A 21395-nucleotide genomic window follows, 5' to 3' on the forward strand; every position below is an offset into this window, starting at 1 on the left:
GTTACAAGTATTAATCAAACTTTTGAAGTTATGCTGGGTACTTAAAAAAGTAACTTTATTAATGGTACCATTCGTACACCTAACAATCTTAATCCCTATCACGACCTAAGTGGTATCGGCGCTGAGCCAAAACTCGTCATAACTATTTTGAACATTCATACAAACTCGTCTGGGTGTAGTCCAAAATCCTCTTCTATCCGATGTGGAAGTCGGCATATTTCATGTATAGTATTGAGATACAGGAGGAGTGCATGAAAGATTTGCTAATCAAGTTGTACGAAGCACATCGGGCGCAGAACATCAGAAGCATTGATAGCGTTGCTGCTGAAGCTAAAAATGAGATCGATAATTACTGGACTATCTGGAAAACACGTAACAAAGAGATTATTTCAACTAGTAATGTACAAAAACAAGATTCAGAAAAACTTGGTCGCTATGCGCCAAGACTTGGACATATTGGTAGTGCAAAGAAATTAACTATTAACTGGGATGATTACGCATCGCGTCTAAAAGGTGTCCCGGCTATGCATCGCGCAATTCGTGTGAAACCATTGAAAGCGGGAATGTATTCGATAAATTGTTTTCCAAAATGTACTGAGTGGGAATGGCGCTTAATTTTTGAGTATGAAAGTAAGTTCTGCCTTTATAGAGAATCGCTTGAGTATTTCCATAAATACAATATTGAACTGTCAAGAAAGATCAGGAAGTTGAAAAATATTAAGAGTGAGGATGTCTGATATGACTAATAAGGCTCCAACAAAAAGATGCTATGTTAGACGTTGTGGAGTCTTATCGCGGTTGTGATGAAGCCGCCTCGGCGATATATGATGATGGCAGAACAGCGGAGAAAATGACAGAAAAAATCATGTATATAACATTCACTGAATAACTTTTGCTGTCAGGTTATAATGCTGAAGGAAAGGAAAAATGGAGAGATGGTACGTTTGGTAGACGAGCTTATAGGTGAGAAAACGGTAGAGGTGAAATTTAAGACCTAATGGTATTGAGCGCTTCTTCTCATGCTTGAACATATCGTTGACAATAAACGCTTGCCGTTCAAAAAAACACTTTCGAGTGATGAAGATGCTGAGTTCGTGAGATAGTGAAAGAGCGTGTTCGCAATCCTAAGCCTGTGCGTGTAATTTTGGATGAACTCTGATGGCGTATTTTTTGATTACGATGAGAGGGCACTAAAGGAATGGCGAAGCTAGGCTCAACAGTACGTGAACAGTTAAAAAAGATACTGGCTAAAGTGCTTGAGTCATCCCGTATTTAAGCGAAGTAACTTCGTGGCGTACCTGACTGTTACAAGATAAAGTTCAGGTTTTCAGGTTATCATTTTGCCTATCAGGCATAGACGAGTAGATGATTGTCTTCGCGATTTTCGTTGGTAAAAGAGAATGCCAAGAAGTTTATAGCTAGGAGGGAAACGGATACTCTAAGACAAAGCAGTAGAACTCTTTTCCGCAGTAAAGGTGTCACTTCTGCTTTGATTTGATATAAGAAAGACTTTATTAGCGAGCCGGTTTTCCACAATTACTTGGATGTTTAACATAGCGTCTAAAAACTCCATCGGTTAAATGATGTAAAGTGGATCTCCATAAATATTTCTGTCGTAAATTCGTGAAGTTCCTTTACGGTTTATAACATTATCAAATATGGATTGTGAACCGTGGTTAATGATTAGGAAAGCCACCAAAGATGGACTGTGGACCGTAATTGATGAGTAGAAAGCCACCAAAGATGGACTGTGGACTGTGATTGAAGTGTAGAAAGCCATCAAAGATGGACTGTGGGCCGTAATTGATGAGTAGAAAATCATCAAAGATGGACTGTGGGCCGTAATTGATGAATAGAAAGCCATCAAAGATGGACTGTGGACCGTAATTGATGGATGGAAAGCCATTAGTGAATGGGTACTAGAGCATAATCTGAACTTCCTTCTGCATATCATTATCTGCCTCATTGCTAATCATTATGAACGCCCTTGTTAACTTGAGACACATGCTAAGTATCAGTCCAATAATTATAAATTACAGTTCATCTACTACTGTTTCCCTCATAGAAGGCTGCTTGTAAAATCGCATCGTATTCCTGTTGTTTCCGGGCAGGCTGTTACTAATATTCGGCAAGGTTACATGCAGTGTTAAAGGTATACTTCAAAGGTATTTTGGCTATCATTCACTGAGAATGCTCTAATATTTTGAGCATTCCCCCACATTACAGGTTAGTGGGCAGTATGCTTGCCGCACAATCTCGCAGAACGTATTGCGAGCTCCAGTTCGTCGGGCTTTGCGCCATCCTGCATGATCTGAATCGGCGTTTTTGTCACGTCTTCACTGAGTTGAATCGGCGCTTTCAGCACACCGAGACGCAGCATTGGATGCGTGTCTTCATCAAACGCGCTCATGACTTCTTTAAACCCGGGCACCAGGCCTTTATCGGTGAACTGGAAGGCCGGGAAGATATAATCGGCGTTTTGTTTAAACGCAATGAGCTGATTCTTTTTCACCCGGACATTTACTGCCTGGCGGGTGATGCCCAGCTTATCGGCCACGTCGTTAACCTTAAGGGTGCCGCCAAGCTCCTGGAGGCTCTTGTAAAAAGCCTCCAGATTTTCGCGGCGACGGCGTACTTTACGCATCTCTTGTTCTGAAGCACGCGTCTTTTGTTCCATCTGAATGGAGCAGAGCAGTTGCATCAGTGAACCATCATCCAGCGTGATTGCGTCCAATGCCTGGTTTTTATCTTCAAACTCAGGCATCAGTGAGACCGCGATGTTATTAATCCTTTTCAGAAGACTTAGTTGAAAATCTGCCAGCGTCACTTTTGCGCTCAGCTCTAGTTCTGTTGTGGTATGTTTGTTCATAAGTTACCTCAGTTTGACATTTATTCTATTGTAATGGTCAAACTTCTGGTGATAAACCCGCAGACTCATTTAGATTTAGAATCAATTACGTAATAAATGCTAGGGGGCACTTTCTGCGGCGGTTTTGAATTGCTCTATAAGTAATTTGTCCGTCCAAGTTAAGAGTTTTTTTACAGATGCCTGCAGATCAGACAAAAAATATGTCTATCCGACTTGGATGTAAGGGTAAATTAATAATAAATATCAATGCATTAGGACTAAAAGGACATTGCTCACCCTGAGGATGGCTTTAACCAAAAAGAAAAGTGTCCGTCTAACTTGCAAGTTAAACTCATAATCCTTAGTCAACAAAAACTACAGAATTTGCATGCGGTACGTCCGATAGGGCAGAGTCGTTCGATCCAATCGACATCCTGGCTGCGGCCAGCACTGCCTTCATTTCGCTAGTATAAGGGTGATTTTTGTAAATGACGGCATCGAAGCACGCGAGCTGATCCTGACATACTGAGGCCTGTCCTAAAGCGCATCTCAGCGTAGGTAATATCCGAGACGACAATTTGGCTGTTATAAATCACCACTTGCACCAAGCATCTGATCACGACTGCCGACTGCTCTGACATGATGAATGATAAGTTGTTGATGTACAGCACATGTCTTATGTTCCCAGGCCACATAGTACTTCTTTGCTGACAATTTTTTCGTGCTGGGTAAGAAAATCCGGCTCGGCATTTCATTCTGTGCGTCCGAATCAGACGTCGAACAGGTTGCCGCCGAAGCAATCAGAGCTATTTTACGAAAAAGCCTCAAGGAGTGACCAATTTTTATTGACCATTGGAAGTGCTCGCGGTGGGCTTCATTGAGCTAAAAAACGTAAAGGAAGTGCGAATCTGGTTGTATTAATTCGTTTGTTACTATGACGAAAAACACTAGCGCAGTTTTATAGGCAGCAGTCTATAAATGAGGACGCGGATCAGAGAAGCTTGCTATGCAAGCTTCTCACGCCAGACATGAAACCGGCAACGTAGAGATAGGGGTCCGCTTGGAAAACGGAAAATATCCTACGCTAAGCCTGTTTTTTGTACAGACCACTATCCACTGAGCGTAATGAACTGTATTTACCCTGCCCCAGCTTAAGGTTTGTCCGCCAGACGTAATCCCCACTCAGATTGATGTGCTCCCATCCCAGAGGGGACAAATGAGAAATCAGTTGCTCATTAATTGGGATCCCTTTTCGTCTCAGGGAATCTATGGCTCTTTCTATATATACCGTATTCCACAGGGAGATCGCCGCAGTCAGCAATGTCAGACCACTGGCCCGGTAGCTCTGATTCTCCAGCCCCCGATCTCTGATCTCACCCAACCGGTGCATAAAGACCGCTCGTGCAAGCGCATTGCGGGCCTCACCTTTATTCAGCCCAGCCTGTACGCGTCGGCGCAGTGATGGATCGCGAAACCAGTCCAGCATAAACAGTGCCCGTTCGATGCGTCCGATTTCCCTCAATGCCTTTGCAAGGCCATTTTGTTTAGGATAACTGGCCAGTTTTTTCATCATGAGCGATGCGGTAACAGTCCCCTGTTTTATCGAGCTTGCGAGGCGAAGTACCTCATTCCAGTGCGTCTCAATGTCTTTAAGATTCAGTGGTGTTGTGGCTATCACAGATTGAAGTCCCGGATAACGCTCAGCCTTTCCCTTAATAAAAAGCCGCTTGTCGTGAAGATCCCGGATCCTTGGGGCAAAAGCGAATCCGAGCAGATGCATCAGCGCGAAAACATGCTCCGTAAAACCAGCGGTATCAGTGTAATGCTCTGTAATTTCCAGATCACTTTCGTGGTATAGCAGACCGTCAAGTACGTGGGTGGAGTCGCGCACGCGACTGATCACTTTGGTGTAAAATGGGCTGTATTGATCCGAGATATGCGTGTAAATCTGCACGCCTGGTTCCTGCCCGTATTTCAGATTGACCTGACCCGCATAACGCCCGTGACTCCCCACCCGAAAGTTCTGCCCGTCAGACGAAGACGTTGTACCATCGCCCCAAAATGCAGCCAGATGCCGCTGTTTCTGAGTATTAACCAGCTCAGCCAGCGCGGCTGAATATGTTTCATCCCTGATGTACCAGGCCTGAATGCCCTCCAGTGACGATTTTGTCACTCCCGGACAGGATTCGGCCATTTTCGTCAGCCCCAGATTGATGCCATCGGCCAGGATGGTGGTCAGTAACAACTTTCTGTCTTTTGGTCTGACGTGTTTATTTTTAAGATGCGTGAAATGGCGGGTAAAACCGGTCCAGCCGTCCACTTCATCCAGAATTTCAGTAATTTTAGGGTGAGGCAGCATGCCATAAACCAAATCGGCAAAAGGGGATGCTGCTGAAGGGACACTATTATCCAGCGGGGTTATTTTCACGCCTTTATCCGATATATCAACATCAGGTAAATCACCGACCAGCGCCATCGCATTCACTTCCTCCAGGCGCGATGCCAGAAGTGTCATACGGTTCTTGATGTACTCATGGCAATCGGTCGGAATGGCAAGGGATAGCTGATTATCACGGAGTGATTTTTCAAAATCGTCAGACGGGATCAGATAATCATCGAAATTCCGGTAGCGGCGTGATCCCTTTACCCAGATGTCACCAGAACGTAAGGCTCCCTTCAGCTCATTCAGCACGCAAAATTCGTAATATTTTCGATCAATGCCGGTGGGAGTGATCACAGCCTTTCTCCAGCTTTGCGGGATGAACCCGGTTGGCGCGGAAGGCGGTACTTTTCGGAGTTGTTTTCGATACATCTCTCTGACGGTGTCCAGCGCGTCACTGAGCTGCAATGCGGCGGGTGCAGCCCTGAACTGCAACGCAGACAGCATCCGGGGGGCGTATTTACGCAGCGTACTGTATTTTTCTGTGATCAGATGCAACGGGTCAAAGTTGTCCTTACGTGACAGGAAGCGCGTCTCTTCCACGCTGTTGATAAATTCCTGCCAGGGAAGGACGTCTTCTATTGCGGCCCAGGGATCTTCACCAGACTCTCTGGCGTTAAGCAATGCCTGCCCGATGGTAACGTATTGCTTCAGCTTACTCTGAATCAGCTTTCCCGTTTGCTGAAGCCGTTCGGCTTGCGTGCGTTTTGCCCTGCTGAACAGACTGCCCAGAATACGCTCGTGCAGATCAATAACTTCGTCAGTCAGGGTGGCCCTGGCTTCCGATATAACACAAACCAGCGAGGCATAACGGCGAACATCCGTGAATTTTGCCAGGTCCCGGCTACTCATTTTCCTGCCTTCGCGTGCCAGTTTCAGGAGCCGGTTCTGGTGAACGGAAAGCGCAATACCGTCAGGCAGTGCCAGCGCCTCAATCGCATTTAACCGGTCGATATGTTGCAGGACATTTTTGCCATTAATTTTTCCCGGAGGCTGGAGCAGCCAGGCCAGCCGTGAGGGTTGCTCACCCTCAGATCTCAGCAGACGGTCCAGTGCCGCTTTGTGCCCTGGTTCAAGCTGCGCGGTAAGCGCAGAAAAAACCGCCCTGTCTGCAAGCGTTGCTGCTTCAGCCAGGGTCCGCTCAATGACATCAACTGAGGGGAAAATGACATTCTTATTGTGGGTATACGGATTTAATGGTTGATGGGGCACCTTCACCCCATCAATCTGATACCACCCTCAGATGGTTGATAGATCGACTCCGTAGTTGAGTTCCTCTGCGAAGTCCGGCAGTCCGTAACCGATGGTTTTCTTGTAGAAAGGAGAGACCTTCGCAGTCGGTGCCTTCTTCTTGTGCTTCGTGGTGTAGAGCATTCGTGCCCGCATCACCTCGAAGGAGTAACCGCGCCCTTCACGGTTCTTGTCCTTGGCCAGTCGGTTGATGGACTCCGTGTAAGCGTTGGTGACGGGCATGTCCGTCTCGAAGTAGGTCATGGTCTCTTCGCGCCAGTTTCCCACTGCCCTGACCAGATCGCTCCAGACTTCCTTTTGGCCCTTCGGGATGGTGGCTATCCACTCGTCCAGGGCGGCTTCTGCCTGGAGCCGTGTGGTGGCGTCCCAGATGCCGTAGAAGCGCTCCTTGTGCTCGTAGGCGGCCAGCAGTTGCGGGAACGCGCCTGTCCAGGTCTCCATGATGAGGCGCTCCCGGTCTGAGACTTCGTGAGCGCGTTTCAGCAGGATTTTCCGGTCTCCCTTGAGAGTCCGGCTCTGGGACGGTTTCAGCTCCTTTCTGAGGCCCTTGCGCACTCTCTCTAGGGCATCGTTGGCCATGCGCACCACATGGAACTTATCGACCACGATACGGGCCTGGGGCAGCACAGCCTTGACCGCTGCCCGGTAGGGGTTCCACATGTCCATGCTGACGATCTCGACCTTCTGCCGGTCTTTCAGCTTCATCAGGTAGTTGGTCACCACGTCCTGGCGGCGGGTGGCCAGCAGGTCGAGCAGGGTTCGCTCCTCAATGTTGGTCAGAATGCAGCGGTAGCGCTTGTTCAGGTATAGCTCGTCAATGCCCAGGATGCGGGGCGTCTCGAAGCGGTGCCAGCGCCCCAGGAACTCGGCGCGGGCGTTGAAGATGTCGCGCACCGTCTTCTCGTCCAGGCCGGTCTGTGCCGCCACAAAGGTGTAGGGGTGGTTGAAGGATTCCTTCTCCACGTACTCATGCAGCCGCAGTGTCATACGGAATCCGTCCACCATCTCCGGTAGCTGGGGCCTGAATGTTGTCTTGCAGGCCCGGCAGGTGTATCGGCGGCGGACCACCCAGAGAGTGACCCGCTTGCCGTGGATGGGCAGATCACGATAGGGAACGTCACGCTTGCCGAACCGTACGAACTCACCCTGCACGCCGCATTCCTCGCAGGCGATGGGATCGGGCACGTCCACCTGGAAGTGCATTTCGTCGTCGGTTGATTTGCAGCCCAGTACTTGGTATTGCGGCAGGTGAAGGATGTTGTCGGGAAGTTCGGTCATGGTGTTGTATAGGCGTAGGTGTCAGTCAGATCCATCCGGCTCGGCATTGGTGTTTGCTTTTTTACCCAACAAGCTGCTGGAAACGAAAAGTAAGGCACCGAGGACAATTGCAATATCAGCCAGGTTGAAGGCCGGCCAATGCCAGTCTCGCCAATAGAAATCAAAGGAATCCACAACATAGCCGCGAAAGACCCGGTCAATCAGGTTGCCCATGGCGCCACCGAGGATAAGACTGTAAGCGATGGCTTCTCCTTTATGACGATTTTCAAGGATCAGCTTGATCAGAAAAATCGAGACCACTACCGCGATTCCGATAAAAAAGTAGCGCTGCCAGCCTCCACCATTCGCAAAAAGACTGAATGCGGCACCGGTGTTCCATAGGTGCACCCAGTTAAAGAACGGGGTCACCGAAACATACTCGCCATAGGCCATTGATTGCTGCACCAGCCACTTTACAGCCTGATCAGACGCTGCCAGCAGGCCCGATATGGACAATAGGGCATACGGCGAGAGCTTTTTGCCAATAATGAGCATTATTTAACCCTTCAACGCCAAAATGCGTCTGGCACCGTTAAGTACAATGCCCCCCGCGATGGTGCCGATAATCAGATCCGGATAATTGGAACCGGTCCACGCGACCAGGGCGCCGGCGGTGATGACCCCCAGGTTGATCACCACGTCGTTGGCCGAGAATATCCAGCTTGCCTTCATGTGCGCCCCGCCTTCCCGATGTTTGGATATGAGCAGCAGACAACTGGTATTGGCAATCAATGCGACGAATGCGATAGCCATCATCACCAGCGATTCAGGCTCACTACCGAATACAAAGCGTCTCACCACCTCTACGAGCACGCCCACAGCCAAGATCAGTTGCAGTACACCAGCAAGATGCGCGGCACGTACCTGCATTTTCACGCTATGTCCAACCGCATAAAGGGCAAGCCCGTACACCGCCGCATCGGCAAAATTGTCCAGGGATTCTCCAATCAGGCCGGTGGACTGGGCGATCAGACCGGCAGTCATTTCCACCACGAACAGAAGTGCATTGATGCCGAGCAACCAGCGCAGGGTCCCGGATTCTTGCTTAGCAGAAGCTGCCGAAAACTCGGCGGCCTTGATGGTCTCCGGATTTGCAGCGACGGTTTCCTGAAGCGAGGCGCCTAGCCCCAAGGTCTTCAGTTTCGAGGTGACGGGCTCGACCTCGCCGTCATGCACGACCTTCAGCCGGCGGTTCGACAAGTCGAAGGACAGCGCCCGAATCTCCTCAAAGCCGTTCAGGGCTAGGCGAATCATTCGTTCTTCTGATGGACAGTCCATCTTCGGCACGGCATAAACACTGACCCATCTCCCTGGCGCCTCGGAGGAGGCCTGTATATCGGTATCCGCTGCGGACGTTGCATCACCGCCACAGGCGCCACCACAGGATTTGCTCATGATACGACTCCACTTGAACAATGTTGTGGTACCATTTAAAACTATAAAGCTACTATAAGGTCAATAGAGTAAAGAATCCGTTGGGGAGGAGGCTGATGCGCATTGGTCAGTTGGCGCAGTTGGTAGGGGTCGAAACACAGACGATCCGCTTCTATGAACAGCAGGGCTTGTTGCCGCCGCCTGATCGGCAGGACAACGGTTACCGTGTCTATACCGAGAAGCATGGTGAGGGGCTGGCCTTCATCCGTCGCTGCAGAATCCTGGGCCTGTCACTGGCTGAGATTCACGAACTACAGAGCTATCAGGACGACCCTCATCAGCCTTGTACCGCCGTCAACGCCTTGCTCGATGATCACATCTCTCATGTGCGGTCGCAGATAACCGCTCTGCAAGCGCTTGAGAAACAACTCGTTTCACTGAGAGCGAGTTGCAACGATGACCGGGAAGTTGAGGCGTGTGGGGTTCTTGCTGGAATTAGCGAAGGAAACATGCACCAGCAGTAGGTGAAGCATCAACCAGATAATCCGATGAGATGCCGGTCTGTCTCACTCTCATGCAAAGGTAAGATCAACCATTTAATCCGCTTACCCCTTATTGTGAAGCCAGGAGAGCATTTCTTCCGCAAGCAAAAAACCTTTGTCTGTCCGCATAGCGTGGGGATAAAGGTGGCGAATGCAGGTTTTTTGCAGCGCCCGGTTGAAAGGGGATAATTCCAGATAGCGGTATAGTTCAGCCAGATGCTCCCAGCGGGTGACCTCTCTTGATGCATACTCGGCCCACAAATCAGGCTGAAGTTTCAAATGAGCCGCAAGCCGGGAAACAACCCCGTCGTGAGGGGAAATATTTTTGTCGGGAGGAAACCCCGACCCTCGCAAATAACAGAGTAAAACAGCAAAGCCCAGGCGATTTGCAGGTCTGCGGCGTTTATTAATAAGAGCGAGGTCATGTTCACTCAAAAAACACATGCGCGCCAGAAGAACGTCATCATCCGGCACAACCAGCAAGCGCTCTTTTTCTTCACTGCTGAGTATTTGTCTCCGTGGCATAAATGCTTCCTCTGCATATAGTTCGTTTTGGTTATCGCTTTACACTGACCGAAACCGGTCGGTTTCGTACGCCTCGCAAACAATATGTCCGAAAGTCAGCGAAATTTGTTTCGTACATACGTTATAATTCGGACATCCATTTCGTACGGAAAGTTTCCTATGTCACGAGTTTTTGCTTACTGCCGGGTTTCGACTCTTGAGCAAACCACCGAGAATCAGCGAAGGGAAATTGAAGCGGCGGGTTTTGCCATCAGACCCCAGCGACTGATTGAGGAACATATAAGTGGTTCGGTTGCTGCCAGCGAACGTCCCGGATTTATCCGGCTGTTTGATCGCATGGAAAATGGTGATGTGCTGATAGTCACCAAGCTGGATCGTCTTGGGCGTAATGCCATGGATATCAGAAAAACTGTTGAGCAACTGGCTTCGTCAGATATTCGTGTTCACTGCCTGGCGCTCGGAGGTGTTGATTTGACCAGCGCTGCCGGGAGAATGACGATGCAGGTGATTTCAGCTGTGGCTGAGTTTGAGAGGGATCTGCTGATTGAACGCACACATTCAGGGATTTCTCGGGCAAGATCAGCCGGGAAACGCTTCGGTCGTCCGCCCATCTTGAGCGAGGAGCAAAAAAAAATAGTGTCAGAGCGCCTTAATTCCGGGGCCAGTATCAGTGCGGTTGCCAGAGAATTTAATACCACCCGGCAAACCATACTCCGGGTAAAAGCAGGACAGCAATAATACTGAATGTGAATAAAGCCCATAACTGGCCAGGCAGTTGAAACTGTTCTTGAAGTAAACATCTGGAAAGCATGAAACATCATTCTATCCACAGGGAGCAGTGGCTATTATAATCGAATTTCGATAACGAAATTCGATTATAATAGCCAATAAAACCAGCAATCAGGATCTGACCATGAACGATACTGCCAGGAATGATCACAGCCCCTGGGCTGTCTTTCTGATTTTCTTCCGACTTGGCCTGACATCCTTCGGCGGCCCAATTGCCCATCTGGGTTACTTCCGCGATGAGTTTGTGACGCGACGGCAGTGGTTGACCGAGCGCAGCTATGCAGATTTGGTCGCTCTGTGCCAGTTCCTTCCGGGACCAGCAAGCAGTCAGGTTGGTATAGCGCTCGGGCTGTCCCGGGCCGGTTATACCGGGGCGCTGGCAGCATGGGCCGGCTTCACGCTACCGTCAGCAGTTGCACTGATCCTGTTTGCGCTGGGGATGACCAGTTACGGGGATGTGATGCCCTCTGGTGTATTGCATGGGCTGAAAGTGGTAGCCGTTGCGGTGGTCGCGCAAGCTGTATGGGGCATGGCCCGAAATCTTTGCCCGGATATACCGCGTATTACTGTCATGGCAGTGGCAACCTGCTTTGTGCTTCTTGTGCCATCGGCCTGGGGACAGGTGGGAGTAATCGTCACTGCGGCTGTCACTGGCATGTTACTGTTCAAACCTCAGCAGACGACGGTACATGATCCGCTGCCCGTTTCAATACGGCGTCGCGTCGGATTGTTCTGGCTCACGCTGTTCTTTGTGCTACTGACAGGGTTACCATTGCTGACGGCGATATTCCCAAATCCGACGCTGTTAATGGTAGAAACTTTCTACCGGACCGGATCACTGGTTTTTGGTGGCGGGCATGTCGTGCTGCCATTACTGCAGACTGAAGTCGTTCCTTCTGGCTGGGTCAGCACTGATACATTCCTGGCTGGCTACGGCGCTGCCCAGGCCGTTCCTGGACCGTTGTTCACTTTTGCAGCCTTTCTCGGGGCTTCGATGAACCAGGTGCCTTCTGGCTGGCTGGGTGGTCTGGTTTGTCTGCTGGCAATTTTCGCACCGTCCTTCCTTCTGATTGTGGGAGCATTGCCGTTCTGGGAAAGTCTGCGCCGCAATATCCGTACACAAGCAGCGTTGCAGGGTATTAATGCAGCCGTAGTTGGCCTTCTGCTGGCAGCTCTCTATCAACCAGTATGGACGAGCGCAGTTCTCGCTCCGCAAGATTTCGGCCTTGCCCTTGTGGCACTGGTCGCTCTGATGTTCTGGAAACTGCCGCCGTGGCTGGTCGTAGTGAGTTGCGGTGTTGCGGGTTGGTTGTTGAGTTTAGCACTGTGAGGTTCCGGGCGTGACCGACAAAGATCTTTACGGCGGGATGATCCGTTTGCACATCCTGCATCATGCAGCCAAAGAACCCGTCTTTGGTCTGGGCATCATTGAGGAATTGCGACACCACGGTTATCAACTCAGCCCGGGTACCCTGTATCCGATGCTGCACGGTATGGAAAAGAAGGGGTATCTCACTTCACGACATGTTCAGGCCGGTCGACGAATCCGGCGAGTATATGAAATCACCGGACAAGGGCACATAGCGCTAACGGACGCCAGAAACAGGGTGAAAGAGCTGTTCGGTGAACTTGTTGAAGGCAAATGATATGCCTATGGTTTTAGTCCGGTCTGCCGTCTTCTGAAAACGACAGACACATGTAAGATTATCCGCTGCCTGGCAGAAGGAGACTTTGTGAAAACGCTCATGGTGTGTATTTATACGATCAGAAGGCGTTATATTTTTTCCTGATTGACGCGGTACGAAAGTTCCTGATGACTCTCTTTTCGTTCGCTGTAGCGATCTGCAAGGTAGCTGGTTTGTCCCCTGAGCAGCAACGTAATTTTAAACAACTCCTCTGCGACATCTACGATACGGTCGTACCATGAGGACGGCTTCATCCTTCCGTTCTCATCAAATTCCTGCCAGGCTTTCGCCACCGAGGACTGGTTGGGAATTGTGAACATCCGCATCCAGCGGCCCAGAATGCGCATCTGGTTCACGGCATTGAAGGACTGCGAACCGCCGCAAACCTGCATCACTGCAAGTGTCTTGCCCTGCGAAGGACGAACCGCGCCTTCACTCAACGGTATCCAGTCGATCTGCGCCTTCATCACCGCGCTCATAGCCCCGTGCCGTTCCGGCGAGCTCCACACCATCCCGTCACACCATCTGACCAGCCCGCGCAGCTCGGAGACTTTAGGGTGCGTATCCGGGGCATCATCCGGCAGGGGTAAACCGGAGGGGTTAAAGAATTTCACCTCCGCGCCCATCGCCGTCAGCAGGCGACCTGCTTCCTCCGCGGCAAAGCGACTGTAGGAGCGCTCCCTTACTGAGCCATACAGGATCAGAATCCGTGGGGGCTCCTGCAGGTGCAGACGTTCGGCAATATGTTGATCAAAACAGTCAGTATTCAGGGCTGGAAATTGTTCCATTTTTCTCCTCCGGAGAGAACAGGTGATTTTAAAGTTAATATATATGATCTAACATATGTGTATTCTAAAGGGAACGGAGTGAAAAATGCTACAACCTGTTCAGCTTTTCAAAATCCTGTCGGATGAAACACGGCTAGCCATCGTCATGCTTCTCCGGGAGTCCGGAGAATTGTGCGTCTGCGATATCTGCGTTGCCACCTCCGAATCGCAGCCCAAAATTTCGCGACATATGGCTATCCTTCGCGAGGCTGATCTGGTTCTTGACCGTCGGGAAGGCAAATGGATCCACTATCGTCTGTCACCCCATATTCCGGCGTGGGCAGCAGAGACAATCACGACGACCTGGCAGTGTCTGCGCGAGGATGTACGTGAATGGCTGGACAAATCAGCCTGCACCTCCTGCTGAGGCAGGAAAACATATTTACAAAATCATATATGATGGGGTCTGAGATGCTTTTGGCAGGGAGTATATTTTTACTGACGCTGGTACTGGTGATCTGGCAACCCAGAGGCCTGAGTATTGGCTGGAGCGCGAGTATCGGGGCTGTGCTGGCGCTGGGAACCGGTGTCATCCATATCGCTGATATTCCCGTTGTCTGGAATATCGTCTGGAACGCGACAGCGGCATTTATTGCGGTCATCATCATCAGCCTGCTGCTCGATGAGTCCGGCTTCTTTGAGTGGGCCGCACTGCACGTCTCCCGCTGGGGTAACGGACGTGGCCGCCTGCTGTTCACCTGGATAGTCTTGCTCGGTGCCGCTGTTGCTGCTTTGTTCGCCAATGATGGCGCCGCGCTGATCCTGACGCCGATTGTGATTGCGATGCTGCTCGCACTGGGGTTCAGCCAGGGCACGACACTGGCCTTTGTCATGGCTGCAGGATTTATTGCAGATACGGCCAGCCTGCCACTCATTGTTTCTAACCTGGTGAATATCGTCTCGGCGGACTTCTTCGATCTGGGCTTTACGCAGTACGCCTCCGTTATGATCCCCGTGGATGCGGCAGCGATTGCGGCCACGCTGATCATGCTGCATCTCTTCTTCCGCAGGGATATTCCGGCAACGTATGACGTTTCGCTGCTGAAGACGCCTGCCAGTGTGATAAAGGATGCGGCAACGTTCAGGGCGGGCTGGATTGTCCTGTTATTGCTGCTTGTCGGTTTCTTCGTTCTGGAGCCGCTGGGGATCCCTGTCAGCGCGATAGCAGCTGCTGGCGCAGCAGTACTGTTTATCGTGGCGAAAAGAGGTCATGGCATCAACACAGGGAAAGTCCTGCGCAGTGCGCCATGGCAGATCGTGATTTTTTCGCTGGGCATGTACCTGGTGGTCTATGGCCTGCGCAATGCCGGGCTCACGGAGTATCTGTCTGGTGTACTGAACCTGCTGGCAGAAAAGGGGTTATGGGCAGCAACGTTCGGCACCGGCTTCCTGACCGCGTTCCTGTCGTCGGTGATGAACAATATGCCGACGGTGCTGATTGGCGCGCTGTCGATTGACGGGAGTACGGCGACTGGCGTCGTCAAAGAGGCAATGATTTATGCCAACGTGATTGGCTGCGATTTAGGCCCGAAAATCACCCCGATTGGCAGTCTGGCAACCCTGCTTTGGCTGCATGTGCTTGCCCGGAAAAATATAACGATCACCTGGGGTTATTACTTCCGCACCGGCATTATCATGACTCTGCCCGTGCTGTTTGTCACTCTGGCCGCGCTGGCGTTGCGGCTTTCCATCACTTTGTAATGAGATAAAGATATGAGCAACATTACCATCTATCACAACCCGGCCTGCGGCACTTCACGCAACACGCTGGAGATGATCCGTAACAGCGGTAACGAACCGACCATTATTTATTATCTCGATACGCCACCGACCCGTGATGATCTGATTAAACTTATTTCAGATATGGGAATTACGGTGCGTGCATTGCTGCGTAAGAATGTTGAGCCTTATGAACACCTGGGCCTTGATGAAGAGAAATTCAGTGATGAGCAGTTGATTGATTTTATGCTTCAACATCCGATCCTGATTAATCGGCCGGTAGTCGTTACGCCGCTTGGCACTCGTCTTTGCCGCCCTTCAGAAATAGTGCTGGATATTCTACCTGAAGGTCAGAAAGGAGCGTTTACCAAAGAGGACGGCGAAAAGGTCATTGACGAAACGGGGAAGCGGGTTAAGTAACCTGTTTTTTTCGTCTCATTTTTATCGTATTCGGGTGTCTGTCTGTACCATGCAGACGCTCGCTTTTTGTAATGCCAGCTAAAGAAACAGGCTTAACGTAGGATATTTTCCGTTTTCCAAGCGGACCCCATGAATATCAATAGCAGTTCACTAAAGCCAATATCGAACACGAACTATACCTACTCACTGTGATGATGTTTTGCGTCAACATTCGTCGTGGCAGGCTGCGTTTCGTTTTGAGGAGTGCTTTGGGTATGCCATTACGCGGGATCTCAGTAAATTCAATATCCGCATCTAACCGCATAAAGAACAAGGAACATTTCAGGGATTAACAAGAAATGGTCAATCCTCGCTTATTTCCCGAAAAACAGGGGTGTATTGCATCCCCCTTGTATTGCCCTTGATTGTTCATTGACAGAGTTCGGGATAATTATCCTGGCGGGCAGGAACTGCAATTTACAGGAGGAAAAAGGTGTTTTTGTAGTTATCTGGCGTTACGTGACAGTGTTGGTCAGATACTTCCACCTCTTCAGAGTTAAAGTTTGATATATGGGAAAAAAACGCTCCCGGACGGGAGCGTAAGCCAGTGACTTCGGCGTCAAATGAGGGTCTGACAAGTGGAGCTGCGGGTTAATTCTGGGTGATCTGGCTGCGATGCTTTTCCGCCTGCTGCTGATGAATAACGGAAGATTGACCATTATTCGCCTTCTCATGCACAACAGCGGCTTTCTCATGCTCGTTCATTTCGGAAAATGATTTTGCTGTTTCGTTAGAAGCTGCTGGCTTGGATTTCATCATTTTTTTATGCATTTCAGCCATGTCCTGATGGGCAGCAGAATTGCCGTTTTGCATCATTTCATGGGACATTGCGGCCTGATCGTGACCGCTCATATCCATCATTTTCATGCTCTCCCCCTGAACTGCACTTTTTTCAGCGGATGATTGCATCTGATGGGCAGGCGCCTGGGCATTATTTACCTGGTCATGCATGTTCATTGTCTCTGCAGCCCAGGCAGATGAAGCGACAGCCATCATGGCAATAAAGGATACAAGGATCTTTTTCATGGTTGGGTCTCCGGTGTTTTCATACCCGAACAATCAATGCTTATAACAGAGAAAGCATTTGATCTCAGGGCTGGTTGATCATCACGCCAGGAACCGGGCGATTGAATTATCACGCTGTCCTGATTTATGGCTGATTATAAAAAACCGCCTCTGTTTATCGCGTGACTGAACGATGACATTTTTGTCACCTTCCGGGTTTCTCCTGAATAACGGTATTAATCCATTAACAGACGCACACTGAACACAATTTCCCGCCCCTGCTGTTCTGCTGACAGCTCGCCGCCGTGAGCATGAATGATCGACCTTGTAATTGATAATCCCAGCCCCGCGCCTTCCGTGTTGTAGAACCTTGATGAGTCTGCGCGATAGAACCGGTCAAACAAACGTTCCAGATTAGCGGGAACCTGGCCGGACATCGTATTCGTAATCATCACGTTCACACAGTCACTGTCACGCTCAAGGTGTATCGCTGTACAGGTGTTATCGGGAGAATACTTGATTGCATTGGAAAGCAGGTTACTGAAAGCACGTCGGAGCATATCGCTGTCTCCGGCAACAACGCCCTCTCCTTCAACCGTGATTGTCTTTCCTGTTTCGTCTGCCAGGGGCTCGAACAACTCACGTAATTCATTCAGTTCGGCTGCCAGATCCACATCATGTTTATCCAGCCGCAGCAGACCATGCTCTGAACGTGCCAGAAAAAGCATGTCACTGGTCATTCGTGACAACCTTTTCAGTTCTTCCAGGTTAGCGAATAAAATTTCGCGGTATTGCGAAACATCCCTTTCCTTAGCCAGTGCAAACTGCGTCTGCATCATCAGATTACTGACTGGTGTGCGCAGCTCATGCGCGATGTCAGACGAGAAATCTGACAGTTTCCGGAATGCCCCCTCCAGGCGATCAAACATATTATTGAACTCCTGCATGGTCTCAGAGATTTCCGGCGGAGCCAGATCGGGATTTAGACGCTGATCCAGGCTGTGTACAGTCATGGAGGAAGCCAGACTGGTCATTTCCCGTAACGGTTTCAGACCAATACGTGTGGTCAGCCAGCCCAGAAAAACAGAAATAAAGACCAGACCGATATTGAACCAGAACAGCCAGGTACTGAGTTTGTCCATAAACAGGGTGTGATACCCAGTATCCGTGGCAACCGTAATGATGACATGTTTGCTTTTACCCTGTTCCGGCGTCATGGCAACCCGCCGCGAGATACTGCGGTACACGGTGTTATTTTCTTCCGTCTGGATCATATAGTCGAGAATATCACCCGACTTATTAAGCAGGACCGCTGGAACAACAGAATTTTTGGCATAGAGTTCAACAATTTTTTCATTTTCCATGTTTTTTATAGAAATGAATAAACCATTGTGCCCTACCATCGCATCGTTTATTTTTTCTGATAATGACTTAATATCCGTTTTGTTCCGGAACGTCTCTGTTTTAAGAAACTCTTCGGTGAGCTGAAGTTTACCTGTCAGAAAATCGCGGTCCTGATTATCGAAATAGCCATTAAGGGTGCTAATCAGGATAAAACTTGATAACCACCATACCGTAAGCATCACCGCAGAAAAAATCAGGCTCAGGCGTGTGGTCAGGGAAATTTTGAACCTCACTCTTCTCTGATCTCCAGGACATATCCGGCACCGCGAACGGTATGGATCAGTTTTGGCTCAAAGTCATCATCAATTTTACTTCTCAGACGTCTCACGGCGACATCAATCACATTCGTATCACTGTCAAAATTCATGTTCCAGACCAGGGACGAGATAAGACTCCTGGGTAACACTTCTCCGGTGCGTTGCAGCAGCAACTCAAGCAGAACGTATTCTTTACCGGTGAGATGGATCTTCTTCCCCGAACGGATCACGGTCCGGCGCACCATATCAACGGTCATATCGGCGATGGTGCAGACTGTTGCGGCCTGCGAGCGTGCCCGGCGCAGCAGGGTTCTTACACGTGCAACCAGCTCCGTAAAATCAAAGGGCTTAATCAGGTAGTCATCTGCGCCAAGCTCCAGTCCTTTCACTTTGTCCCGCACGTTGTCCTTTGCGGTTAAAAACAGGACCGGTTCTTCGTGCCCGGACTCCCTCAGTGCGCTGATGATTTGCCACCCGTCGAGGAAAGGCAGCATCACGTCCAGTATTATCAAATCATACTGTCCCTTCGACGCGGCCCCGAGACCATCGCGGCCATTATTAAAGAGATCGGCCTGATAGCCTTCCTCAACCAGTCCCTGCTGCAGGTAACGACCTGTTTTTTGTTCGTCTTCAACGATTAAAATACGCTGCATGGTCAACTCGCTGATATGAAAGTAAAAATCTCACGCATGAGCTTTGGCTGTCCCCTAGCTGACCTGAGACGGAGCAAGCATTCCGAGCCACGCTACGGCGCCCAGAATGATAATCGCAACAACGAATTCTGTCAGGATGCTGTTTCGCATCAGGGCAACGCTGCGATCATAATTCCCTTCCCTGACCATAACTTCAAGCCGGGGACCCAGGTGAAACCGGTTTGCTGCAGCCAGAAGAAGCATCAGAACAAACAGAGCCGTCTTGGCAAGCAATATCCTCCCCCAGGAACTGTTGAATAAGGGAGTTAAGTTACCCTCAGCAATATACAGATAGTTGACCAGCGCACTCAGGATCAGGGCTACAACAATCACCGTTCCTGCCGTGGCAAATTTTGCCAGGGAGTCAGATATCACAATGACGCTCTGTGCATTATGCTCGTTTCTGCGCATCAGCAGGATAGCAAATGCAACCAGAGCACCTGTCCAGGCACCTGCAGCGCCGAGATGGGTCAGATCGCTCAGTAAATGGAGATAGTAATGCAGACCGTCATGCATAACGGCGTGTCCTCCCCAGGCAAGTGTAGCCAGCGCCACGCCCCCACTCATCGTCATCAGCAGGCAGGACAATACTCTCTTATTAGTGTAAAGGAACAAAGCACCGAGTGTGGTAAACAGGGCACAGAGCCTGACAATCCAGCTAATACCCACATCAGTTTCTTCTATCACCATCTCGATAACATGGATGGATAATTCTCTGAGGTCAGTTACTCCACTCATGGCATTAGATACCAGGAGCATATTAATGCCAGTAAGAATGATGCCTGTAACAACAGCAAAGGTTATAAACGACCTGAAATTAGTCAGGTTATAGGTTTCATGTCTGACACCGCTTATTCCATATATCTGAAAAAATGGCAATCCAAATATTACCATCAAATCCAGATAAAGAAGAAAACGAATAACAATCATAATCAGGTCGTTCATAATATTACTTCACTGTAAAGGTGTAATTACCGGTAATAGGGTGCGTATCTGAAGAAACCGCGCGCCAGTCAACACGATAAGTGCCAGCGGGTAAAGGCTCTCGCGGAATAATGACCATCGATTTAGGGTCAGCGCCTGGCGCCACTTTTGCCGCGACCGGCATCGGAGAATGTGATGACATGCCTTTCATACCCGTCATCGTTAATTTTGCACCTGAGAATTTCACGGTCAGATTTTCCGAGAAATTAAGCTGAATCTTTTCCGGGGCCGCTACGGCTGAATCAGCCTGTGGCACAGAGCTTTTTAATTCCGGATGGGCCATAGCAGAGAAAGCAACGCCCATAACGAGGCCACCTGTAAGAATGGCTTTATTTAAAATCGACATTTTATTTACCTGTTTAGTTGAGTGTTTTATATCAGTGCGTTAAAACCAGATTCTGGCTCCCGCCAGGAATACTACCTGATGGTCTTTCTCACCTTCTCTTTTCGCCATATCGGATGTTTTCCCGTAAAGTTGATTCCAGGAAACGCCTATATAGGGTGCAAACTCACGGCGTATTTCATAGCGCAGCCGGAGCCCCAGCTCTGTGTCAGTCAGTCCCCTGCCGCGACCCCGCGATTCATCATCCTGACTGTAGAAATTCACCTCATAGGATGGCTGGAGTATGAGCCGGTTAGTCAGTAAAACGTCGTATTCTCCTCCCAGACGAAGGGCTGCTTTTCCGCCATTACTGACAAAACCCGTAATTTCAGACTCAAAATTATAGAGTGCCAGCCCCTGAAAACCGACAGCAGCCCAGGTCCGGGCAGAAGCAGGTCTGAAATCCTGCCTGACACCCGCAACCAAATCCCACCATGGGCCAACCGCATGTCCCCAGAGTAACTGCGCTTCAGCCGCCTCCGTTTCCCCATTGCTTCGTTCACCTTCACTCTTTAGCCAAATCCGATCTGTGTCGCCTCCAATCCAGCTGTTAACACTCCAGCTGAAATTGTTGGTGTTATCCGACCGTTGCCATTCCAGTTGATCCAGCAGAACCAGATAATTAATCGCACTGTCGTGAATCGCATGCCCCTGTAAATTGCCGAATGCAGCCTTCCGGTCGGCATCGGTAACAGGCGGAATTGGCGTTCTGCTCTCAGTTACAATGGGCTCCATTGACGTCATCTCAGTGAAATTCTCATCTGCTGGCATCTGCATGGCAGACATGTCGTGCCCGGCGTGGGGATCTGCAGAGACGGAGCCCGCCGCAATAGAAAGCTGTGAGGTAAACAAACCGGCGACCAGAACAGGTATGGCCTTCAAATTTCTCTTCATT

General features: G+C 49.8%; 19 protein-coding genes and 4 pseudogenes. 10 read left to right on the forward strand and 13 right to left on the reverse strand.

Features of this window, described 5'->3' with window-relative positions:
- The first annotated feature begins 251 nt into the window (after window positions 1–251).
- The 3 genes and pseudogenes from mobI to C3F35_RS24305 form a co-directional block, all read left to right on the forward strand.
- On the forward strand, window positions 252–737 hold the full coding sequence (gene mobI / locus C3F35_RS24295) for a conjugative transfer protein MobI(A/C) (protein WP_103793558.1): 486 nt from the start codon (window positions 252–254) through the stop codon (window positions 735–737).
- Window positions 738–1007: 270 nt separating this feature from the next.
- A pseudogene (locus C3F35_RS24300) lies at window positions 1008–1159 on the forward strand (type II toxin-antitoxin system RelB/DinJ family antitoxin); the annotation flags it as partial.
- A pseudogene (locus C3F35_RS24305) lies at window positions 1149–1362 on the forward strand (type II toxin-antitoxin system RelE family toxin); the annotation flags it as partial. The pseudogenes C3F35_RS24300 and C3F35_RS24305, both read left to right, overlap by 11 nt.
- 865 nt (window positions 1363–2227) lie before the next feature.
- Here the strand turns inward: C3F35_RS24305 and C3F35_RS24310 are convergent.
- From C3F35_RS24310 to C3F35_RS24335, 5 genes and pseudogenes are all read right to left on the reverse strand, one after another.
- Complete coding sequence (locus C3F35_RS24310) at window positions 2228–2869, reverse strand: DNA-binding protein (protein ID WP_103793559.1); 642 nt, start codon at window positions 2867–2869, stop codon at window positions 2228–2230.
- 1063 nt (window positions 2870–3932) lie between these two features.
- Window positions 3933–6476: pseudogene (locus C3F35_RS24315) on the reverse strand (Tn3 family transposase); the annotation flags it as partial.
- 51 nt (window positions 6477–6527) lie between these two features.
- Window positions 6528–7817 carry an ISL3-like element ISPpu12 family transposase gene (locus C3F35_RS24325; protein ID WP_004574636.1) on the reverse strand — a complete coding sequence of 430 codons (1290 nt, stop codon included), beginning with the start codon at window positions 7815–7817 and terminating at the stop codon, window positions 6528–6530.
- Between the two features lie 21 nt (window positions 7818–7838).
- Window positions 7839–8351, reverse strand: coding sequence for a signal peptidase II (gene lspA / locus C3F35_RS24330; RefSeq protein WP_004863699.1), 513 nt, complete (start codon window positions 8349–8351; stop codon window positions 7839–7841).
- 3 nt (window positions 8352–8354) lie between these two features.
- A complete protein-coding gene (locus tag C3F35_RS24335) occupies window positions 8355–9251 on the reverse strand; it encodes a cation transporter (RefSeq protein WP_004574643.1) in 897 nt (298 codons plus the stop codon).
- Between the two features lie 95 nt (window positions 9252–9346).
- On the opposite strand from C3F35_RS24335, the gene cadR reads away from it, so the two are divergent.
- Window positions 9347–9754 carry a Cd(II)/Pb(II)-responsive transcriptional regulator gene (gene cadR, locus C3F35_RS24340; protein ID WP_004364961.1) on the forward strand — a complete coding sequence of 136 codons (408 nt, stop codon included), beginning with the start codon at window positions 9347–9349 and terminating at the stop codon, window positions 9752–9754.
- A gap of 90 nt (window positions 9755–9844) precedes the next feature.
- Here cadR and C3F35_RS24345 read toward each other — a convergent pair.
- Window positions 9845–10297: pseudogene (locus tag C3F35_RS24345) on the reverse strand (DUF4158 domain-containing protein); the annotation flags it as partial.
- Window positions 10298–10456: 159 nt separating this feature from the next.
- On the opposite strand from C3F35_RS24345, the gene C3F35_RS24350 reads away from it, so the two are divergent.
- The 3 genes from C3F35_RS24350 to C3F35_RS24360 all read left to right on the forward strand — a co-directional run bounded on the left by C3F35_RS24350 (window position 10457) and on the right by C3F35_RS24360 (window position 12732).
- Complete coding sequence (locus tag C3F35_RS24350) at window positions 10457–11035, forward strand: recombinase family protein (RefSeq protein ID WP_103181196.1); 579 nt, start codon at window positions 10457–10459, stop codon at window positions 11033–11035.
- 175 nt (window positions 11036–11210) lie between these two features.
- A complete protein-coding gene (gene chrA / locus C3F35_RS24355; RefSeq protein WP_004206572.1) occupies window positions 11211–12416 on the forward strand; it encodes a chromate efflux transporter in 1206 nt (401 codons plus the stop codon).
- Between the two features lie 10 nt (window positions 12417–12426).
- Window positions 12427–12732, forward strand: a complete 306-nt coding sequence (locus C3F35_RS24360) for a PadR family transcriptional regulator (protein WP_094484737.1) — start codon at window positions 12427–12429, stop codon at window positions 12730–12732.
- Window positions 12733–12860: 128 nt separating this feature from the next.
- Here the strand turns inward: C3F35_RS24360 and arsH are convergent, their stop codons facing one another.
- Window positions 12861–13559, reverse strand: coding sequence for an arsenical resistance protein ArsH (gene arsH, locus C3F35_RS24365; RefSeq protein ID WP_016151343.1), 699 nt, complete (start codon window positions 13557–13559; stop codon window positions 12861–12863).
- Between the two features lie 85 nt (window positions 13560–13644).
- Between arsH and C3F35_RS24370 the strand changes: the two genes are divergently transcribed.
- From C3F35_RS24370 to arsC, 3 genes are read left to right on the forward strand one after another with little or no spacing between them, the layout of a single operon-like run.
- Window positions 13645–13965, forward strand: coding sequence for a transcriptional regulator (locus C3F35_RS24370; RefSeq protein ID WP_004206577.1), 321 nt, complete (start codon window positions 13645–13647; stop codon window positions 13963–13965).
- Between the two features lie 44 nt (window positions 13966–14009).
- Complete coding sequence (locus tag C3F35_RS24375) at window positions 14010–15299, forward strand: arsenic transporter (RefSeq protein WP_047368891.1); 1290 nt, start codon at window positions 14010–14012, stop codon at window positions 15297–15299.
- Window positions 15300–15311: 12 nt separating this feature from the next.
- The gene (gene arsC / locus C3F35_RS24380) at window positions 15312–15737 is read left to right on the forward strand and encodes a glutaredoxin-dependent arsenate reductase (protein WP_103793560.1); all 426 of its coding nucleotides are present in this window, start codon (window positions 15312–15314) and stop codon (window positions 15735–15737) included.
- A 630-nt stretch (window positions 15738–16367) separates the two neighbouring features.
- Here arsC and pcoE read toward each other — a convergent pair.
- The 6 genes from pcoE to pcoB form a co-directional block, all read right to left on the reverse strand.
- Entirely contained in the window at window positions 16368–16802 is a 435-nt protein-coding gene (pcoE, locus tag C3F35_RS24385; RefSeq protein ID WP_004388336.1) for a copper resistance system metallochaperone PcoE, read from the reverse strand.
- A 215-nt stretch (window positions 16803–17017) separates the two neighbouring features.
- Entirely contained in the window at window positions 17018–18418 is a 1401-nt protein-coding gene (gene pcoS, locus C3F35_RS24390; protein ID WP_103793561.1) for a copper resistance membrane spanning protein PcoS, read from the reverse strand.
- A complete protein-coding gene (gene pcoR, locus C3F35_RS24395; RefSeq protein WP_001188930.1) occupies window positions 18415–19095 on the reverse strand; it encodes a copper response regulator transcription factor PcoR in 681 nt (226 codons plus the stop codon). Before pcoR ends, pcoS begins: the two co-directional genes overlap by 4 nt.
- A gap of 54 nt (window positions 19096–19149) precedes the next feature.
- Complete coding sequence (gene pcoD, locus C3F35_RS24400; protein ID WP_229692861.1) at window positions 19150–20028, reverse strand: copper resistance inner membrane protein PcoD; 879 nt, start codon at window positions 20026–20028, stop codon at window positions 19150–19152.
- A gap of 55 nt (window positions 20029–20083) precedes the next feature.
- Window positions 20084–20464 (reverse strand): copper resistance system metallochaperone PcoC, encoded by a 381-nt coding sequence (gene pcoC, locus C3F35_RS24405; RefSeq protein WP_000025662.1) that lies wholly within the window; start codon window positions 20462–20464, stop codon window positions 20084–20086.
- Between the two features lie 39 nt (window positions 20465–20503).
- Window positions 20504–21394 (reverse strand): copper resistance outer membrane transporter PcoB, encoded by an 891-nt coding sequence (pcoB, locus tag C3F35_RS24410; RefSeq protein WP_001378118.1) that lies wholly within the window; start codon window positions 21392–21394, stop codon window positions 20504–20506.
- Window position 21395: the final 1 nt, after the last annotated feature.

It is taken from the genome of Leclercia sp. LSNIH3 (assembly GCF_002935105.1).
GTDB lineage: Bacteria > Pseudomonadota > Gammaproteobacteria > Enterobacterales > Enterobacteriaceae > Enterobacter > Enterobacter adecarboxylatus.